Raw genomic sequence first — 17,890 nt, forward strand, 5'->3', positions numbered from 1 at the left:
TGACAACAGACCCAGGGAACCTCTGCATCACTCCCGCGAGCCGAGGTGGCCCTTGCAGAGGTTCCCCAGCGCTTCGAGGCCATGCCGATGAATCCCGACCTGCTTTCCGCGCTGGCCGCCGCCGGCCTGCTGACCGCTGCTCTCGCCCTGGCGCCCAAGGGCTGGCGGCGGCTGCAGCTCTCGCGCGCCAAACATCCCTCGCTGGCCGGCCATTCCCGCATGGCGGTGCGCCTGGCACGGCTGATGCCCTCACGCCGCTTTGGCGACGAGCGCTTCTTCCGCGCCGATGATGTGCCGCTGGACGTGAGCGCCCGGCGCCGCGCCAGCTTTGCGGCCCTCTCCCACGAATTGCGGGAACGCCACGCCCTCAGCATTGCCGCCACCCGGTCGCTCAAGCCCGGCCTGCCGGACCTCCAGTTCACCAGCGGCTACCGCGTGCCGCCGCCCTTCAGCCCCCTGGTGCAGGAGACCCTGCCGCTGGGGGCGGTGATGGCCCGCAGCGAGGGCCACTGGCTGACCGACCTGGACGGCCAGCGTTTCATCGATCTGGCTGGCAGCTATGGCGTCAACCTGTTCGGCTATGCGTTCTATCAGCGCTGCATCGCCGAGGGCAGTGCCCGGGTGGCCGAGCTCGGCCCGGTGCTGGGCGTCTACCACCCGCTGGTGGAGCGCAATGTGCAGCGGCTGCTGGCGCTCTCCGGAATGGCGCAGTTGTCCTTTCACATGTCCGGCACCGAAGCGGTGATGCAGGCCGTGCGGCTGGCCCGTTATCACACCGGCCGCACCCACCTGGTGCGATTCTGCGGCGCCTATCACGGCTGGTGGGACGAGGCCCAGCCCGGCCCCGGCAATCCGCTGCCGGCCGAGCGCACCTACACGCTGCGCGATATGCATGCGCGCAGCCTGCAGGTGCTGCGCACCCGGCGCGACATCGCCTGCGTGCTGGTGAACCCGTTGCAGGCCCTGCACCCCAACAAGCCGGCGCCCGGCGACGGCTCGCTGGTGGACAGCTCCCGCCGCGCGGCCTATGACCGCGAGGCCTACGCCACCTGGCTGCGTGAGCTGCGCCAGGTCTGCACGGAGCGCGGCATCGCACTGATCTTTGACGAAGTCTTCATGGGCTTCCGCCTGGGGGTGGGTGGTGCGCAGCGCTACTTCGGCGTGCAGGCCGACCTGGTGACTTACGGCAAGACCCTGGGCGGCGGATTGCCGGTGGGCGTGGTCTGCGGCAAGGCGGCCTGGATGAAGCGCTACCGCGAACAGCGCCCGGCGGATATCTGCTTTGCGCGAGGCACCTTCAACACCCATCCGTATGTGATGGGCGCGATGTCGGTCTTCCTCGACGCGCTGGAAGACCCGGCCTGGCAACGCACCCTGGCGGACCAGGACCAGGTGCAGGACGCACGCCGCGCCCGCCTCAATGCCGCGCTGGAAACCGCCGACCTGCCGGTGCGGGCGGCCAACATGTCCTCGGTCTGGACGCTCTACTACCTGCAACCGTCCCGCTACAACTGGATGCTGCAGTACTTCATGCGGGCGCAGGGTCTGGCATTGAGCTGGGTGGGCACCGGCCGCATGATCTTCAGCACCGATTTCAGCGAACAGGATTTCGACGAGGTGCAGCGCCGCATCCTCGCGGCCGCCCAGGCCATGCGCGACGGCGGCTGGTGGGCCGCCCCTGCCGACCTCACCAACAAGGCGATCAAGCGGCAACTGCTGATGGAGACGCTGGGGCTGGCGCGCTGAGTGGCTCAGCAGCTCAGCAGCTCAGCAGCTCAGCAGCTCAGCAGCTCAGCAGCTCAGCAGCTCAGCAGCTCAGCTTCCGATGATCCGGTCAACGTGGCGCTGAGGCTGCGGGCTTCAGTGCAGGTGCAGGTGCAGGTGACGATGCAGCTCGGGTTGGCGCCGGCGTGCCAGCGCCACGGAGTTCTGTAGCTACAGATGACGCCGCAGAAGCTGCTGGCGCCACGGGGACTGCAGCTGCTGCGGACGCCGCTGAAGCCGCAGAGGCCGCAGAGGCCGCAGACGCCGCCGCAGACGCGGCCTCCGCCCGTGCGTGGATCTCCTGCACCACCTCATCCACGGCCTGCGCCACCACCTCCGGCTTGTCCCGCTGGATGTAATGGCCGGCGCCTGGCACCGGCTCGATGCGCTTGCCCCCCGTCAGCGGCAGCCAGTTCGGCTCCAGGCCATGCACCATGGCCTCGAAACCGCTGATCGTTTCCTCCGGCGTGTAGACGGTCCGCGTCAGCACCCGCACCGGCACATTGGGCCGCCGCTTGGGCAGCAGCGCGTCCACGCACTCGATCTGCATGTTGTATTCCACCTGCAAGATGCCCCGGAACACGCGCCGGCTCATGCTTTCCAGCATGTTGGCCATCAGGGGCACCTCCACCTGCATGCGGCGGGTGTGCATCGGGTGCACCGCATCCACCAGCACCAGGCCCGCCACTTCATCCGGATACAGCCGCGAAAACGCGTACTGGTAGAGGCCACCCATTGAATGCCCCACCAGCACGTAGGGCGGCTGGATGCCGGCGGCATGCAGCAGGTCGTGCAATTCCGTGGCGATGCCGCAGGGGTTGCGCGGCGTGGGCGGGGTGGCTGTGCTGTCGCCGTAACCGGGGCGGTCATAGGCGAAAACCGAATAACGGCCGCGCAGTTCGGACAGCACCGGAATCCAGGGGTCTCGCCCATCGCCGATGCTGGATTGCAGCACCACCACCGGCTTGCCCTGCCCCACCAGCGTGTAGACCACCGGCCCGCCGACCAGGCGTTGCATGCCGGTGTTGGGCATGGCGCTGCAGCCTGCAAGCAGCACGGGCAGCAAGGACAGGGACAGGACGGGTGCGGACCAGCGGCGCCAGCGCAACAAGGACATGCGAAAAACTCCTGAACAGCACGGATTTCCGGCGAGCCGTCCAGGCAGACGCCCCCTGTCCCACCGCCGGACCGATGCCGGCAGCGGGCAGGTGTTCGCCCGTTCAGGAACCCAGGCGCCTGCGCTCAGGCCGCCTGCTCACCGTGTCCTGCATTCTGCCGTTCCATGAGCACGTGATGCATGGGATCCATCCGTTCGCCGCGCAACAGATGCAACGGGGCGCGATGGTAGAGCTGGATGTCGTGGAAGGGGTCGGTGATGATCTTGGTGGCCCAGGCCAGGCCCGTGCGCAGGTCGCGGGTCACCGCCAACTGCAGCACGCGAAACAACAGGCCGCCCGCGCCCAACCAGAACCACACCAGCCCCAACTGGTGCAGGTAGTCCACGAAGCGGGTGGCGGGTGCCAACAGGCCCCACAGGCCGGGCTGCAGCCACAGCACCACCGGCGATGCGGCCCACAGCAGCATCAGCACCACCTTGCGGCGCAGGTTGTAGCCAATCTTGATGGCTTCCTTGTGGTCATGGGTGGCCTGGTTGACCTCATCGAATCCCTTGGGCTCGAAGAAGAAGTGGCCCGCCTGACGGCTGGTCATGGAGACTCCCCAGGCCAGCAGCGCGGCCCAGGCCGGGTCGACCAGCAGCAGGGCGTAGGCCACCACGAAACAGCAGGCGCTCAACAGATGCAGCGACTGGTTGATGCGGCAGTGGTGGTAGTAGCGGTGGTCGTCCCAACGCTGTTCATTGAGCAGATCCAGAAAGTCCTTCATGCAGCCCTCTTCCAGGTAGTGAGCAGGTGATGCACCCACGCTGCGCAGGCAATGCAGCGGCGGTGCAGGGGCGGGCCGTCCGCACCCCGGCCCGCTGGCCGCGCCGGCCGCTGCGCTGTGTCAGCGGCGTGGCAACGGTGTGGCAGTCGGGTGGCGCCTTCGCGACGGCAGCGTGGCGACTGTGTCAAGGCGCTGTTTCAGGCGCATGACGGTGGCGGGCGTCACACAACTGTTGCGTTGGCCGACCATCATGCAGGCCATGACCACCGCGCCTATCGAACTTGAAGTGGACGAGTTGCCTACCCGCCAACGGCATTTCCGCGTGGCCGTGGTGACGGAGACTTATCCGCCCGAGGTCAACGGCGTGGCCCGCAGCATCGCCAGTGTGGTGCAGGGGCTGCAGGCCCGCGACCATGCGGTTCAGCTGCTGCGGCCACGCCAGGGCGGCAGCGACACCGAGGCGCCACGAGTGGATGAAGTCCTCATGCGAGGCCTGCCGGTACCGCGTTATCCGCATCTGCGCATGGGCGTGGTGTCCAAGCGCACGCTGGTCCAGCTGTGGGCCAACCGCCGCCCTGATGTGGTGCACATCGCCACCGAGGGCCCGATGGGCTGGTCCGCGCTACAGGCGGCACGCCAGCTCAAGCTGCCAGTGGTGTCGGAGTTCCGCACCAATTTCCATGCCTATGCGCAGCATTACGGCATTGGTTGGCTGCGCCGGCCGCTGCTGGCCTACCTGCGCAAGTTCCACAACCGCTGCCACAGCACCATGGTGCCCAACGCCACGCTGGCGGGGGAACTGATGGCGCAGGGGTTCCGCCATGTCAGCGTGATCTCGCGCGGGGTGGACACGCAACTGTTTGATCCGGCCCGCCGGAGCGAGGCCCTGCGGGCGCAATGGGGGGCCGCGCCGCAAGACCCGGTGCTGATGCATGTGGGCCGGCTGGCAGCGGAAAAGAACCTGCAGCTGCTGGTGGACCTGTGGCCCGCCGTGCGCCGCCATCACCCGCGCGCACGCCTCGTGCTGGTGGGTGACGGCCCGGCGCGTGCGGAGCTGCAGCAGCAGTTGCCCGATGCGGTCTTTGCCGGCATGCGCCACGGGGCGGACCTGGCGGCACACTACGCCAGCGCAGACCTGTTCCTCTTCCCCAGCGTGACCGAGACCTTCGGCAATGTGACCCCCGAGGCGCTGGCGAGCGGGCTGCCGGTGGTGGCGTTCCACTATGCGGCGGCGGCCTTGCTGGTGCGTGATGGTGTCAACGGGGGTACGGTGCCGCTGGGCAGCGACACCAGCACCTTCCTGGAACGTGTGCTCGGCCTGCTGCGTGACCGCCACCAGTTGAGCGCCATGCGCAGTGCTGCTCGCGAAGGGGCCGAATGCATGGGTTGGGACGGCATCGTGCAAAGCATCGAGCAGATCTATGCCAACGCCGTTGATGCCACCAACGTCGCCCTTCACTTCACCTCTCAACTCTCTGGCATGGCGGCCCGACCGGCGCAAGGCGGCTGAGCGGCCAGGGTGCAATTAGGGCCGTGTCGCCAGCGACGGAGCATCAGGAGCAGCACACTCAGGCTGACGAAGGTGCCCAGCCCGCTCATCAGCCAGACCAGCGGCACCCCCGCAGCCTGCAGGGCGGCGTAGGTGCCCAGCATCAGCAGGATGCTGAGGTTCTCATTAAAGCCCTGCACCGCGATGGAACGGCCCGCGCTCAGCAGCTGCACGCCCCGGTGCTGCAGCAATGCATTCATCGGCACCACCATGGCCCCGCCCACGGCACCCACCAGCACCATGGCCGGCAAGGCCCAGCCCAGTGAGCGCACCCAGGGCGTGGCCAACATCAGCAGGCCCAGCATGAGCCCCAGCGGCAGGACCCGCACCGCGTGATGCAGCCCGATCCAGCGGCCCGCCAGCCCGGCGCCCGCCACCACGCCCACCGCCACCGTGGCCTGCAGGTAGGCGCCCTGGTTGAGCCGCAGGCCCAGCACATCCTGCGCCCACTGCAGCACCGCCAGTTGCAGCGTGGCGCCCGCACCCCAGAACAGTGTGGTCATGGACAAGGACAGACGACCGCCCAGACGGTCCCGCCACAGCGTGGCATTGGACGCAAGAAAATCCCGCAGGATCGCGAGCGGCCGCCGCGGCGCCCGGGCATAGACCGCGCCACTGTCCGGTACCCGCAGTTGAAGCCCGGCAGCGGCCGCGTAGATGAAGACCAGCGCCAGCAATGAACCCACCAGCGGGCTTCGCAACCCCCAGCCCCCGGCCGTCGCCATCCACCAGGGGCTGACCAGCAGCCCACCCGCCAGCGTGCCCAGCAGCACCGAACACACCACCGACACTTCGATCCAGCCATTCGCAGCCACCAGCCGGCTGGCCGGCACGATCTCGGTGATCAGGCCGTACTTGGCCGGCGCATAACAAGCCGCCGCCACGCCCACCAACGCAAAGGCCGCGAGCGGATCCAGCCCCAGCACCATCGCCCCCACACCCACCGCCTTGAGTGCATTCATCCAGCTCATCAGCGCCGCCTTCGGGACAGCATCCGCCACCAGACCCACCACCGGCGCCAACACCACATAGGCCAAGGTGAAGCAGAGCTTGAGCAGCGGCGCCCACCAGATGGGCTGCCCCATCTCCCGCAACATCGCAATGCCAACGATCAGCAGGGCGTTGTCCGCCAGCGCGGAAAAGAACTGGGCAGCGATGAGCGTGTAGAAACGATGTGGCATGGGCAGCGGCGGTCGGGGCCGCCGCAGTGTGGAAGCGCCAGGTGACCACCGCTTGACAAGGCTTTGACAGCGCCGTGACGCCGGCTTGTCCACTGCTGAACACAGCTTTCTGGCCAAACCGCGGCATTTCTTCGGTTTTCCGCGCTGTTTTGGCAGCTTTTCGCGCATTCGAGGGGAAACGCATCCACCGCACCCCCAACATGGCGCCGTGGGCCGGTCGCCACGACCGGAACGAATTGACACCGTGGCCACCGTGCCCCCATCCGGGGATCCCCGGGGATCAGCGACAATGCCGCCGCTATGTTTGCCCTCTTCGAAGAAGCCGGAAAATTTCTCGCCGGCCGCATCCTGTCCGAAGCCGAGTCCTCGATGCAGATCGAGCTGGATTCGGGCAAACGCGTCAAAGTCAAATCCGCCAATGTGCTGCTCAAGTTCGACAAGCCCTCACCGGCCGAACTGATCGCGGACGGCCAGCGCCTCGCCCAGGAGATCGACCTGGACCTGGCCTGGGAGTTCGCCCCGGATGCGGAGTTCGGTTTTGCCGACCTCGCCCGGGACTACTTTGACGAAAAAGCCACCCTCGGCCAGCAGGCCGGTGCCCTGTTCCGCCTGTTCGAGGCGCCGCATTACTTCCGGCGCATGGGCAAGGGCCAGTTCAAGAAGGCGCCGGCGGACATCGTCAAGGCCGCGCTGCTGGGCATCGAGCGCAAGAAGCAGATCGCCGCCCAGATCGAGGAATGGACCGTGGAACTGGCCGAAGGCCGCTGCCCGGCCCCGATCGCGGAGCAGATCTATCGCATCCTCTTCCGCCCCGACAAGAACGGCCCGGAATACAAGGCCTTGGTGGAAGCCGCCCGTCGCAGCCACAAGGCACCGCTGGACCTGCTCAAGGACGCTGGCGCCATCACCAGCCCTTATCAGTTCCACTGGAAGCGCTTCCTCTTCGAACACTTCCCCAAGGGCACGAATTTCCCGGCCCTGTCGGCGCCGCTCATCAAGGATGAGCTGCCGCTGTCCCCGGTGCGGGCCTTCTCCATCGACGATTCGGCCACCACCGAAATCGACGATGCGCTGTCCGTGCAGGGCCTGGGCACCGGCACGGTGATCTTTGGTGTGCACATCGCCGCCCCCGCCCTGGCCATCCAGCCGGATTCGCCGGTGGACAAGGTGGCGCGTGAACGCTTCAGCACCGTCTACATGCCGGGCTGGAAGCTGACCATGCTGCCGGACGAGGTGGTGCAGTCCTACACCTTGATCGAAGGCCGGGACTGCCCGGCCGTCAGCATCTACCTCACGATGGACGAGGCCACGCTGGAGATCACCGCGCGCGAGACGCGTCTGGATCGGGTGCCCATCGTGGCCAACCTGCGCCATGACAAGCTGGACAAGGTCATCACCGATGCCACGCTCACCGGCGCGGAACCGGCCGACTACGACTTCGCCCCGGAACTGGCCTTTGCCTACCGCCTCGCCAAGGACCTCAAGGTCAAGCGCGAAGTGGTGCGCGGCAAGCCCGAGACCTTCAACCGGCCGGACTACAACTTCCGCCTGGACAACAACGGCGAGCACGAGCCCAACGGCCTGGAACAGGTCAGCATCGGCGTTCGCCAGCGCGGCGCGGCGCTGGACCTGATCGTGGCCGAAGCCATGATCCTCGCCAACAGCAGCTGGGGTGGATTCCTGGCTGAATGCGGAGTGCCCGGCATCTACCGCAGCCAGGCCAGCCTGGCCCCCGGCATCAAGGTGCGCATGGGCACCAAGCCGGCGCCGCATGCCGGCATGGGCGTCTCGCAATACACCTGGGCCACCTCGCCGCTGCGCCGCTATGTGGACCTGGTGAACCAGTGGCAGATCATTGCCTGCGCCCGCCATGGCCGCACCGCCGCGCTGGTGGCGCCGTTCAAGCCCAAGGACGCTCAGCTCTTCTCCATCATCTCCGGCTTCGACGCCGCCTACAGCGCCTACAACGGCTTCCAGTCCGGCATCGAACGCTACTGGACGCTGCGCTACCTGCAGCAGCAGGGCATCACCGAGCTGACCGCCACGGTGATGAAGGAGGGCCTGGTCCGCGCCGACGACCTGCCGCTGGTGTTCCGTGCGCTGGGCTGCGAGAACCTGCCGCGTCACACCCATGTGAAGGTGCGCATCACCGGGCTGGATGAACTGACCCTGGACGTGCACGCCAACCTGGTGGAGCGCCTGGACGCGCCGGCGCCAGCGGACGACGCCAGCGACGCGGAAGAGGACGAGGAACCCAGCGGCGTGCTGACCCTGGCCATCGACGTGAACGCCGAGGACGCGCCGGCCGCGGCCTCCGAACCGGCGCCCCCGGGCGCTCCCTGATCTCATCACATGCCCAAGCTCAGTTCTCTGCATTACGCACTGATTGCCTCGGTCGGGTTGCACCTGTGCCTGGGTGTGTTCCGGATCGTGGCGCCCGAGCAGTTCGACCGCGTGTTCACCGACACGCCGCTGGAAGTGGTGCTCGTCAATGCCCGTGGCCATGAGGCACCGACGCAGGCCCAGGCACTGGCCCAGGCCAACCTGGCTGGCGGCGGAGACACCGATGCCAAGGTGCGCGCCACCTCGCCACTGCCGCCCTCGCCCAAGGTGGAGACGGGCGACAGCATCGAGGTGCAGCACAGCCAGATCCAGCAGCTGCAGCAGACCCAGGAACAGTTGCTGACGCAGATCCGCCGCGAGCTGGCGCTGCTGCCCACGCCCGACCCGCAACGGGACAAGGGCACCCAGCTGGCGCAGCAGCAGGAAGAACGCCGCCGGCAACTGGTGCAGTTGCTGGCCGAGATCGAGAAGCGGGTGAACGAGGAGAACTCGCGCCCGAAGAAGCGCTATCTGAGCCCCGCCACCCGGGAGGTGGTCTACGCGATGTATTACGACGCGCTGCGTCGGCGCATCGAGGCGCGTGGCACGCGCGACTTCCCCACCTACCAGGGGCGCAAGCTCTATGGGGAACTGACCATGAACATCCACGTGGACTTCAAGGGCCGCGTGGTGGAAACCGACATCGTGCAGAGTTCTGGTAACCGCGTGCTGGACCGCCGGGCCATTGCCATCGTGCAGGCCAGCGCGCCGTTCGGTGGCTTCACACCCGCCATGCGCAAGGGCGCCGAAGTGCTGGTCATCACCTCCCGCTTCCGCTTCACGCGGGACGAAGGGCTGGAGGCCACGATGAGTGGCAACCCACCCTGAGCCCGACCAGGCCCTCGCGTGCATTCCCGGCATTCAGCGTCTGTCATGACCACTTCATCTGCCCCTGCCGCTTCGGCACCATCCATGTTGGCCCCCTCCGGTGCCCCGGCTCGCTACGCCGTGGCCGGCAACCCGGTCGCCCATAGCCGTTCGCCGGAGATCCACGCCGCCTTCGCCCGCCAGACCGCCCAGGCCCTGACCTATGAACGGCTGCTCTGCCCGCTGGACGGTTTTGAAGCGACCGTCCGTCAGTTCGTGGCCGAAGGCGGCCAAGGCTGCAATGTCACCGTGCCCTTCAAGTTCGAAGCGGCCCGCCTGGCGCAGACCCTGACGCCCCGCGCGCGGTTGGCGGGCGCCGTCAACGTGCTGCGCTTCGACACCAACGGCTGGACGGGAGACAACACCGACGGCGCCGGGCTGGTGGCCGACATTGAACGCAATGCCGACCGCCCTCTGCGCAATTTGCGGGTGCTGCTGATCGGTGCCGGCGGTGCCTCGGCGGGCGTGCTTGGCAGTCTGACGGCCACGCGTCCGTCAGAGATCCGCATCATCAACCGCAGCCCCGACAAGGCGCGCGCCCTGGTACTCAGCCATCAGGCCTGGGCCGACCAACACGGCGTGACGCTCAGCGCAGGCGGGTTGGACGAGACGGACGTGCGGTATGACGTCGTGATCAACGGCACCAGCAGTTCGCTCAGTGGTGCCGGCGTGCCCCTGCCCGATCCGGCGCGGCCCGTGCTGGCTTCTGGCGGTGTGGCCGTGGACATGATGTACGGCGCCCCGGCCGCCGGCTTCCTGGCCTGGGCTCGCGAGCAAGGCGGCGCGCAGGCGTGCCTGCGCGACGGACTGGGCATGCTGGTGGAACAGGCGGTGGAGTCGTTTGTGCTCTGGCGGGGCGTGCGCCCGGACAGCGCTGAAGTGCTGGCGGACCTGCGCCGTCAGGTCGATGGGAAAAACGGAAACGACGGGACGGACCGCGCCGCGCCAGTCCCCCCGATGGAGGCCGCCTCGTGAAACATCTGATTCGCCTGGTGCTGATGTTGATCGTCAGCATCGCCTGCCTCCAGATCTTCTTTGCGGTACGCATTGCCCTGATGGCGGTACTGCCCCCCGAATCCACCAGCTTCCAGCGCACGGAAGTGCTGCGCCTGCTGCGCGAAAAGGGCGCCGTGGTGTGGGCGCAGCGCTGGGTGGATGGTGACCAGATCAGCATCAACCTCAAGCGGGCGGTGATCGCCAGCGAGGACGCCGGCTTCAACGAGCACGGCGGCGTGGACTGGGAAGCCATGGAAAAGGCTTGGGAGCGCAACCAGAAGGAACAGGCCAAGGTGGACAAGCGTGCCGCGCGGATGGCGGTGGTGGCGCCGACCAAGCCGCCGCCCATTGCCAAGATCGTGGGCGGCTCCACCATCACCCAGCAACTGGCCAAGAACTTGTTCCTGAGCTCCGAACGCACCCTGGTCCGCAAAGGCCAGGAATTTGTGCTGACCTATATGTTGGAAGCGATGCTCAGCAAGCAGCGCATCCTGGAGCTTTATCTGAACCATGTGGAATGGGGCGAGGGTGTCTTTGGCGCCCAGGCCGCCGCCCGCCGTTACTTCCAGGTGGACGCCGCACGGCTGGGCCCGCAGCAGGCGGCCAACCTGGCGGTGATGCTACCCGCACCGAAACGCTTCGAAAAACGACCCCGCTCACCCTACTTGCTCAGCCGTGCAGGCACTATTGAGGCTCGTATGGGTGCTGTGGAGTTGCCATGAATTCGGAACTGAGTACCGAGATTGCCGCGACAGCGGCCCGGCTGGTGGTGGAAGAAGGCATGGACTACGGCCCGGCCAAGACCCGGGCCGTGCGCACCCTGGGCCTGCCGCCCCGTACCCCGCTGCCCGACAACGACGAGCTGGAAGATCAGGTGCGCGAGTACCTGGCCATCTTCTGCGCCGATACCCAGCCCGCCGAACTGGCAGCGCTGCGCGAGGTGGCCGCCATCTGGATGGAGCGGCTGGCGGAATTCCGGCCCCACCTGGCCGGCGCCGTCTGGCGGGGAACGGCCACCCGGCTCTCCAATATCCATCTGCAGCTGTATTGCGACGACAGCAAGTCGGCAGAAATCGCGTTGCTCAACCAGGGCGTGGAGTACGACGTGGGCCAGGCGCGCAACAGCCGGGGCGATGCGGTGGACCAACTGATTCTGGATGTGCCTTGCCGCGCGCTGAATGAGCGTGTGACCCTGGCACTCACCATTCTTGACTACAACGACCAGCGCGGCGCCCTCAAGCCGGACGCGCGTGGACGGACCGAACGCGGCGACCTGGCCGCCCTTCGGCAACGGATGAAGGAAGAAGACTGATGCAGCGTCGTCATCTCCTGGGTTGGGCCGCCGTGGGCGGGGTGGCCGTGGCAGGGGGTGCGATGCTCGCCCTGCGACATGAGCGGCAGTCCGACGGTGGCGCATCGCCTGCCGCCGCGCCCTCCAGCGCCCCCCTGTCAGACACCGCCGCAGCATTCTGGAATGCCAGCTTCGACACGCTCGACCAGCAGCCCTACCTGCCCGCCCAGTTGCGCGGCAAGCCGCTGCTACTGAATTTCTGGGCCACCTGGTGCGCGCCTTGCGTCAAGGAATTGCCGGAGATCAATCAGTTTCACGACGAGTTCTCGGCCAAAGGCTGGCAAGTGCTGGGCTTGGCCGTAGACGCACCCACGCCGGTACGCGGCTTCCTGGCCAAGCTCCCCTTGCGCTTTCCGGTGGCACTGGCAGGACTGACCGGAACCGACCTTTCTCGCCAACTTGGAAACACCAAAGGCGGCCTGCCGTTTACCGTCGCGTTCAGCGCGCAAGGTGAACCGATCTGGCGCAAATTGGGAGCCACCCACCTGGAAGAACTCCGCCAGATGGCTGCTGGCGTCCCAACTTGATTCTCGAGGGCGGGTCCTGGCGGCACACGGGGTGCCATAGCCAAGCGGCCAGGGTGGGTCAAGCCATTTATTTTTGTGAAGCTGCCTGGATCTGGGGACAAAAGGCGTAAAGTCCACCCTTTTACGCTTCTAGTGTCTTCGCTCTAATGAGTCAGGACCGGTCGCAGATGCAGATTCTTGTTGTTCACGGCCCCAACCTCAACCTTCTCGGAACGCGAGAACCCGGGGTCTATGGCGCTCACACTTTGGCGCAGATCGACGAAGATCTCCGTCAAAAGGCGCAGGAAGCCGGTATTCAGCTAGAAACCTTCCAGAGCAACCATGAAGGAGCTCTGGTGGACCGCATCCAGGCGGCCGGGCGCGACGGAACGCGCTTCGTCATCATCAATCCGGCGGCTTACACCCACACCAGCGTGGCCATTCGCGACGCGCTGGCGGCGGTGGCGCTGCCTTTTGTTGAAGTTCACCTGTCCAATATCCATCGCAGGGAGTCCTTCCGGCATCACAGTTATGTGTCGGAACTTGCGGTGGGCGTGATCTGCGGCCTGGGCCCCATGGGCTATCAGTTGGCGCTGCAGTATGCGTTGAGTCATCGCGGCGCCTAGGCTTCATCGAGGCCCGCGCCGGGCACAGACAAAATACAAACCTTCCCCGTTGGAGAAACCCTATGGATTTGCGCAAGCTCAAGACCCTGATCGACCTCGTGTCCGAGTCGAACATCTCTGAACTTGAAATCACCGAAGCCGATGGCAAGGTGCGCATCGTCAAGTCCGATGGCACGCCCCTGGTGGCTGCCATGCCCATGATGCAGCAGGCCCAGCCGATGGTGGCGGCCCAGCCTGCGGCCGGCCCGGCGCCGGCCGCAGCGCCCGCTGCCGCACCGGCACCGGCTGCGGAGACGGGTCATATCGTCAAGTCGCCCATGGTGGGCACTTTCTACCGCGCTTCCGGCCCGAACGCCAAGCCCTTCGTGGAAGTGGGCCAGCAGGTCAAGGAAGGTGATGCCATCTGCATCATCGAAGCCATGAAGATCATGAACGAGATCGAAGCCGACAAGTCGGGCACGATCGTCAAGGTGCTGGCCGAAAACGGCCAACCGGTGGAATTCGGCCAGGCGCTGATCGTCATCGAATAAGGCTGCGGCATGTTCAAGAAGATCCTGATCGCCAACCGGGGTGAGATCGCCCTTCGCATCCAGCGCGCCTGCCGCGAGCTGGGCGTGAAGGCCGTGGTCGTCTACTCCGAGGCCGACCGCGACGCGAAGTACGTGAAGCTGGCCGACGAGGCCGTGTGTATCGGCCCGGCCGCGTCTGCGCAGAGCTACCTCAGCATGCCGGCCATCATCGCCACGGCCGAGGTTACCGACGCCGAGGCCATTCACCCCGGCTACGGCTTCCTCAGCGAAAACGCCGACTTTGCCGAACGTGTGGAGCGCAGCGGTTTCACCTTCATCGGCCCGACCCCGGAAAACATCCGGACCATGGGCGACAAGGTCTCCGCCAAGCAGGCCATGATCAAGGCCGGCGTGCCTTGCGTGCCCGGCTCTGAAGGCGCGTTGCCCGACGATCCCAAGGAGATCGTGCGCATTGCCCGCACGGTCGGCTATCCGGTCATCATCAAGGCCGCTGGCGGCGGCGGTGGCCGCGGCATGCGCGTGGTGCACACCGAGGCCGCCCTGGTCAACGCGGTGCAGATGACCAAGGCCGAAGCCGGTGCTGCCTTCGGCAATCCGCAGGTCTACATGGAGAAGTTCCTGGAGCATCCGCGCCACGTGGAAATCCAGGTGCTGGCCGATGGCTTCAAGAACGCCGTGTGGCTGGGCGAGCGCGACTGCTCCATGCAGCGCCGCCACCAGAAGATCATCGAGGAAGCGCCGGCACCCGGCATTCCCCGTCGCCTCATCGAACGTGTGGGTGACCGCTGCGCGGCTGCCTGCAAGAAGATGGGCTACCGTGGTGCGGGTACGTTCGAGTTCCTGTATGAGAACGGCGAGTTCTACTTCATCGAGATGAACACCCGCGTGCAGGTGGAGCATCCGGTCACCGAACTGGTGACCGGCATCGACATCGTGCAGATGCAGATCCGCATTGCTGCCGGCGAGAAGCTCCCCTTCACGCAGCGCAACATCACGATGCGTGGCCACTCGATCGAGTGCCGCATCAACGCGGAAGATCCGGTCAAGTTCATTCCGTCGCCCGGCCGCATCACGATGTGGCACCCGCCCGGTGGTCCTGGCGTGCGTGTGGACTCCCATGCCTACACCAACTACTTCGTGCCGCCCAACTACGACTCCATGATCGGCAAGATCATCGTGCACGGCGACACCCGCGAACAGGCCCTGGCCCGCATGCGCATTGCGCTGTCGGAGACCGTGGTGGAAGGCATCCAGACCAACATCCCGCTGCACCGCGAGCTGATGGCGGACGCCAAGTTCATCGAAGGCGGCACGGACATTCACTATCTTGAGAGCTGGATGAGCCAGCACAAGCGCTGAATCTTCACTGTTGAATGACGCCTTCGGGCGTCCCTGCCCTCAAGTGCATCGGCCTGTGCGCCTGCCTTGAGGGCTTCATTGCTTTCTGGAGCCCCCATGAGCACGAGCGACGCCAAGTTGCACGAACTGATCCTGATCTGTCGCGAAGACGACGTGGAAACCGTCAGCGACGGGCTGATGGAGCTGGAAGCCCTGGCCGTTTCCGTGGAGGATGCGGATGCGGACACCCCCATCGAGAACGCCCTTTTTGGGGAGCCCGGCATGCCGGCACCGAAGGCGGGCTGGGACCGCTCGGTGGTGAAGGCCCTGTTCGAGACTGAGGCCCTGGCTACCGAGGCGGCCACGCTGGTGCTGGCCCAGGAATGGGCGGCAGACGTCCACGTGCAAACCATCCAGGCGGTGGAAGAGCAGGACTGGGTGCGGTTGACCCAGTCGCAATTCGCCCCGGTGGAGATCACTGACAGCTTCTGGATCGTGCCGTCCTGGCATGAGGCGCCGGCCCAGGCGCGCCAGGTGATGCGCCTGGACCCGGGCCTGGCCTTCGGCACGGGCTCGCATCCGACCACCCGCATGTGCCTGCGCTGGATCGCCGGTCACGGCGGTGAAGCGGCTGGCTGGGATCGGGTGCTGGACTACGGTTGCGGCTCCGGCATTCTGGCCATTGCCACCGGGCTGTTCGGCGCCAAGGGCATCGACGCGGTGGACATCGACCCCGCGGCGGTGCAAGCCACCCTGCAGAACGCGCAGGAGAACAAGGTCACGCTGAACGCGGCCCTGCCTGACGCGGCCAAGGGGCAGTATCCGGTGGTGCTGGCCAACATTCTGGCCACGCCGCTGAAGCTGCTGGCGCCGTTGTTGTGCCAGCACCTGGCGCCTGGCGCGCATCTGGTGCTGGCCGGCATTTTGGAACGCCAGGCGGATGAGCTGAAGGCGGCCTATGCGCCCCACGTGGCGCTGGAGGTCACCGATCAGGAAGACGGCTGGATTCTGATGACGGCGCGCCGCGCTCCATAACGGCCGCCGCCGAATTGCATCAAATCGTCTCCAGGGCCTTGCCAGGGCCTGCTGTCAGGGGGACGAGCGTCAAGGACTGACCCTGTTTCTGGCATCATCGCGGCCATGAATCTTGCGACTCGCTGCACCACCTGCGGCACCATCTTCCGGGTGGTGCAGGACCAGCTGCGCGTCTCTGAAGGTTGGGTGCGATGCGGCCGTTGCGCCGAGGTGTTCGACGCTCGCGAGCAGCTCTTCGATCTGGAGCAGGACAGCCCGCCGCCCTGGCCCCCTCAAGCGGCGGCCGAGCCACCGCCTTCGCGGCCGGCACCGCTGAAGCAGGCCCCCGTACCGACACCGCCGGCCGCGCCGCCGCACCAGGCGCAGACCCTGGCGGCGGCGGCTGCACGCCAGCCGGTGGCGCCGCCTGCGCCGATGTATGCCGCTGAGCCGCCGCCTGTGCCTCGCGAGCCGGTCGAGGCGCCGCCCAGCTTCCCGACTCAGTCCATGGCGGCGGCCTTTGACGACATCCCGCGACGTTTTGCACCACCGCCGGTGGAGGCGCGCGACAGCGACTGGCTGGCCAACGACGACAACGAGCTGAACCCGTTTGCGCCGCCGCGGCATCTGCAGGAGGAAGACCTGCACGAGGAGGAACTTCAGCCCTCGCCTCGCCAATACAGCCGGCCGCGTCATCGTCCGGCGCCGCCGCCGTCGCGACCGCATTCGTCCACCTATTCCGAATCCTCGTATGACGAGGAACGTCTGGAGCCTTTCCTCGCTCCCCCGACCCCGCCGGATTCGCCCTCGCATCTGCCCGAACCCAGGGGCATGCGTTTTGAAGAGGACGAGCTGCCGCCGCCGGTGCCGGATGACGAGCGTCCTGACGTCCTGCTGGCGCTGAGCCCGGCCACGGCGGCGCAGCTCAAGTCGCAGGAGCCTGCGCTGGACCCTCACATTCCGGTGAGGCGCACCACTGACGAGGGTGAGCCCTCGATGATGCCGTCCTCGGATGAGGGCGCGCCGCTGAGCAAGGCTGAGCGCAAGGCGGCCGAGAAAGCCCAGGCCAAGCGGGCGGCGGAAGCTGCCAAGCAGGCCAAGCTGGATGAAAAGGCGGCTGAGAAGGCTGCGAGGGAAGCCGAAAAAGAAGCCGAGCGGGCGGCCAAGGAAGCGGAGAAGCTGGCCAAGGAAACCCAGAAGGCGGCTGAGAAAGCGGCCAAGGCTGAGGCGCGCATCAAGGGCCAGCAGGCTGCGGCTGCCGCGCCTACCGTGCCGAGCTTTGTACGCAAGGCTGAGTCTGCGCAGCGGTGGCATCGCCCGTGGGTGCGAGCAGCGCTGGGGGCGGTGGCGCTGATGCTTCTGGCGGGGCTGGGGGGCCAGGGGGTATGGCATGCCCGCGAGGCCATTGCGGCGCAGTACCCGTTTGCCAAGCCCATGCTGGCGCAGGTGACCACGGCGATGGGTCAGGAGCTCAAGCCGTGGCGGCACATTGAGGCTTTGAGTGTGGAGAGCAGCAGCCTCAACCCGGCGGGAGAAGGCAATCACTACCGGCTCACGCTCAGCCTGCGCAACCGCAGCAACTGGGAGGTGGCGCAGCCCTGGGTGGATCTCAGCCTGACTGACGCGGCTGGCCAATTGGTGGTGCGCCGCATGCTGTCACCGGAAGAGTTGCACGCCAGCCAGGCCGCCATGGCCTCGGGCGCCGACCAGCAACTGCAGGTTGTTTTCGACAGCGGCACCACCAAGATCAGCGGCTACACCGTCGAGCTCTTCTACCCCTGAAGAGGGTCACCGCCGCCCCACCCCAGGGCGTCAGCCACACAGCCACACAGCACCTTTCCGCACAAAAGCGCCAGAACAAGCGCAGCGTCGTTCAGGCGGGGCTCTGTTTAGCGAAGAGGG

At 66.7% G+C, this 17,890-nt stretch carries 16 protein-coding genes; 13 read left to right on the forward strand and 3 right to left on the reverse strand.

Annotation, left to right across the window (positions count from 1 at the left end):
* Nucleotides 1–45: 45 nt before the first annotated feature.
* On the forward strand, nt 46–1,746 hold the full coding sequence (locus tag BMY53_RS05395) for an aminotransferase class III-fold pyridoxal phosphate-dependent enzyme (RefSeq protein WP_255370043.1): 1,701 nt from the start codon (nt 46–48) through the stop codon (nt 1,744–1,746).
* A gap of 88 nt (nt 1,747–1,834) precedes the next feature.
* On the opposite strand, the gene BMY53_RS05400 is transcribed toward BMY53_RS05395, so the two are convergent.
* Nucleotides 1,835–2,881, reverse strand: coding sequence for an alpha/beta fold hydrolase (locus BMY53_RS05400; protein WP_092944420.1), 1,047 nt, complete (start codon nt 2,879–2,881; stop codon nt 1,835–1,837).
* Between the two features lie 125 nt (nt 2,882–3,006).
* The gene (locus BMY53_RS05405; RefSeq protein WP_092944422.1) at nt 3,007–3,648 is read right to left on the reverse strand and encodes a hypothetical protein; all 642 of its coding nucleotides are present in this window, start codon (nt 3,646–3,648) and stop codon (nt 3,007–3,009) included.
* Between the two features lie 259 nt (nt 3,649–3,907).
* On the opposite strand from BMY53_RS05405, the gene BMY53_RS05410 reads away from it, so the two are divergent.
* Nucleotides 3,908–5,158 (forward strand): glycosyltransferase family 4 protein, encoded by a 1,251-nt coding sequence (locus BMY53_RS05410; protein WP_255370044.1) that lies wholly within the window; start codon nt 3,908–3,910, stop codon nt 5,156–5,158.
* On the opposite strand, the gene lplT is transcribed toward BMY53_RS05410, so the two are convergent.
* A complete protein-coding gene (gene lplT, locus BMY53_RS05415) occupies nt 5,116–6,378 on the reverse strand; it encodes a lysophospholipid transporter LplT (RefSeq protein WP_092944424.1) in 1,263 nt (420 codons plus the stop codon). The genes BMY53_RS05410 and lplT overlap by 43 nt on opposite strands.
* Nucleotides 6,379–6,678: 300 nt before the next feature.
* Between lplT and BMY53_RS05420 the strand changes: the two genes are divergently transcribed.
* The 11 genes from BMY53_RS05420 to BMY53_RS05470 all read left to right on the forward strand — a co-directional run bounded on the left by BMY53_RS05420 (nt 6,679) and on the right by BMY53_RS05470 (nt 17,770).
* A complete protein-coding gene (locus tag BMY53_RS05420; protein ID WP_092944426.1) occupies nt 6,679–8,721 on the forward strand; it encodes a ribonuclease catalytic domain-containing protein in 2,043 nt (680 codons plus the stop codon).
* Between the two features lie 9 nt (nt 8,722–8,730).
* Nucleotides 8,731–9,588, forward strand: a complete 858-nt coding sequence (locus BMY53_RS05425; RefSeq protein ID WP_092944428.1) for a cell envelope integrity TolA family protein — start codon at nt 8,731–8,733, stop codon at nt 9,586–9,588.
* Between the two features lie 84 nt (nt 9,589–9,672).
* On the forward strand, nt 9,673–10,602 hold the full coding sequence (aroE, locus tag BMY53_RS05430) for a shikimate dehydrogenase (protein ID WP_092944430.1): 930 nt from the start codon (nt 9,673–9,675) through the stop codon (nt 10,600–10,602).
* Nucleotides 10,599–11,345, forward strand: a complete 747-nt coding sequence (locus BMY53_RS05435) for a transglycosylase domain-containing protein (RefSeq protein ID WP_092944432.1) — start codon at nt 10,599–10,601, stop codon at nt 11,343–11,345. Before aroE ends, BMY53_RS05435 begins: the two co-directional genes overlap by 4 nt.
* The gene (locus tag BMY53_RS05440) at nt 11,342–11,935 is read left to right on the forward strand and encodes a hypothetical protein (RefSeq protein ID WP_092944434.1); all 594 of its coding nucleotides are present in this window, start codon (nt 11,342–11,344) and stop codon (nt 11,933–11,935) included. The genes BMY53_RS05435 and BMY53_RS05440 overlap by 4 nt, the downstream gene beginning before the upstream one ends.
* Nucleotides 11,935–12,501: a TlpA family protein disulfide reductase gene (locus BMY53_RS05445; protein ID WP_092944436.1), complete on the forward strand. Its 567-nt coding sequence runs from the start codon at nt 11,935–11,937 to the stop codon at nt 12,499–12,501. Before BMY53_RS05440 ends, BMY53_RS05445 begins: the two co-directional genes overlap by 1 nt.
* Nucleotides 12,502–12,668: 167 nt before the next feature.
* Entirely contained in the window at nt 12,669–13,106 is a 438-nt protein-coding gene (aroQ, locus tag BMY53_RS05450; protein ID WP_092944438.1) for a type II 3-dehydroquinate dehydratase, read from the forward strand.
* Nucleotides 13,107–13,168: 62 nt separating this feature from the next.
* Nucleotides 13,169–13,636: an acetyl-CoA carboxylase biotin carboxyl carrier protein gene (gene accB, locus BMY53_RS05455; RefSeq protein WP_092944440.1), complete on the forward strand. Its 468-nt coding sequence runs from the start codon at nt 13,169–13,171 to the stop codon at nt 13,634–13,636.
* Nucleotides 13,637–13,645: 9 nt separating this feature from the next.
* Nucleotides 13,646–14,995, forward strand: a complete 1,350-nt coding sequence (accC, locus tag BMY53_RS05460) for an acetyl-CoA carboxylase biotin carboxylase subunit (protein WP_092944442.1) — start codon at nt 13,646–13,648, stop codon at nt 14,993–14,995.
* A gap of 96 nt (nt 14,996–15,091) precedes the next feature.
* Nucleotides 15,092–16,009, forward strand: coding sequence for a 50S ribosomal protein L11 methyltransferase (gene prmA / locus BMY53_RS05465; protein ID WP_255370045.1), 918 nt, complete (start codon nt 15,092–15,094; stop codon nt 16,007–16,009).
* 105 nt (nt 16,010–16,114) lie between these two features.
* Entirely contained in the window at nt 16,115–17,770 is a 1,656-nt protein-coding gene (locus BMY53_RS05470; protein WP_092944444.1) for a zinc-ribbon and DUF3426 domain-containing protein, read from the forward strand.
* Nucleotides 17,771–17,890: the final 120 nt, after the last annotated feature.

This window comes from Roseateles sp. YR242 (genome assembly GCF_900109745.1).
Lineage (GTDB): Bacteria > Pseudomonadota > Gammaproteobacteria > Burkholderiales > Burkholderiaceae_C > Roseateles.

Excerpts from the sequence above, each read along its gene's own strand:
- aroE (WP_092944430.1), top strand. The coding sequence starts at position 9,673 with ATGTTGGCCCCCTCCGGTGCCCCGGCTCGCTACGCCGTGGCCGGCAAC.
- prmA (WP_255370045.1), top strand. The coding sequence starts at position 15,092 with ATGAGCACGAGCGACGCCAAGTTGCACGAACTGATCCTGATCTGTCGC.
- lplT (WP_092944424.1), bottom strand. The coding sequence starts at position 6,378 with ATGCCACATCGTTTCTACACGCTCATCGCTGCCCAGTTCTTTTCCGCG.
- BMY53_RS05410 (WP_255370044.1), top strand. The coding sequence starts at position 3,908 with ATGACCACCGCGCCTATCGAACTTGAAGTGGACGAGTTGCCTACCCGC.
- BMY53_RS05425 (WP_092944428.1), top strand. The coding sequence starts at position 8,731 with ATGCCCAAGCTCAGTTCTCTGCATTACGCACTGATTGCCTCGGTCGGG.
- aroQ (WP_092944438.1), top strand. The coding sequence starts at position 12,669 with ATGCAGATTCTTGTTGTTCACGGCCCCAACCTCAACCTTCTCGGAACG.
- BMY53_RS05405 (WP_092944422.1), bottom strand. The coding sequence starts at position 3,648 with ATGAAGGACTTTCTGGATCTGCTCAATGAACAGCGTTGGGACGACCAC.
- BMY53_RS05470 (WP_092944444.1), top strand. The coding sequence starts at position 16,115 with ATGAATCTTGCGACTCGCTGCACCACCTGCGGCACCATCTTCCGGGTG.
- BMY53_RS05420 (WP_092944426.1), top strand. The coding sequence starts at position 6,679 with ATGTTTGCCCTCTTCGAAGAAGCCGGAAAATTTCTCGCCGGCCGCATC.
- BMY53_RS05445 (WP_092944436.1), top strand. The coding sequence starts at position 11,935 with ATGCAGCGTCGTCATCTCCTGGGTTGGGCCGCCGTGGGCGGGGTGGCC.
- accC (WP_092944442.1), top strand. The coding sequence starts at position 13,646 with ATGTTCAAGAAGATCCTGATCGCCAACCGGGGTGAGATCGCCCTTCGC.
- BMY53_RS05400 (WP_092944420.1), bottom strand. The coding sequence starts at position 2,881 with ATGTCCTTGTTGCGCTGGCGCCGCTGGTCCGCACCCGTCCTGTCCCTG.
- accB (WP_092944440.1), top strand. The coding sequence starts at position 13,169 with ATGGATTTGCGCAAGCTCAAGACCCTGATCGACCTCGTGTCCGAGTCG.
- BMY53_RS05440 (WP_092944434.1), top strand. The coding sequence starts at position 11,342 with ATGAATTCGGAACTGAGTACCGAGATTGCCGCGACAGCGGCCCGGCTG.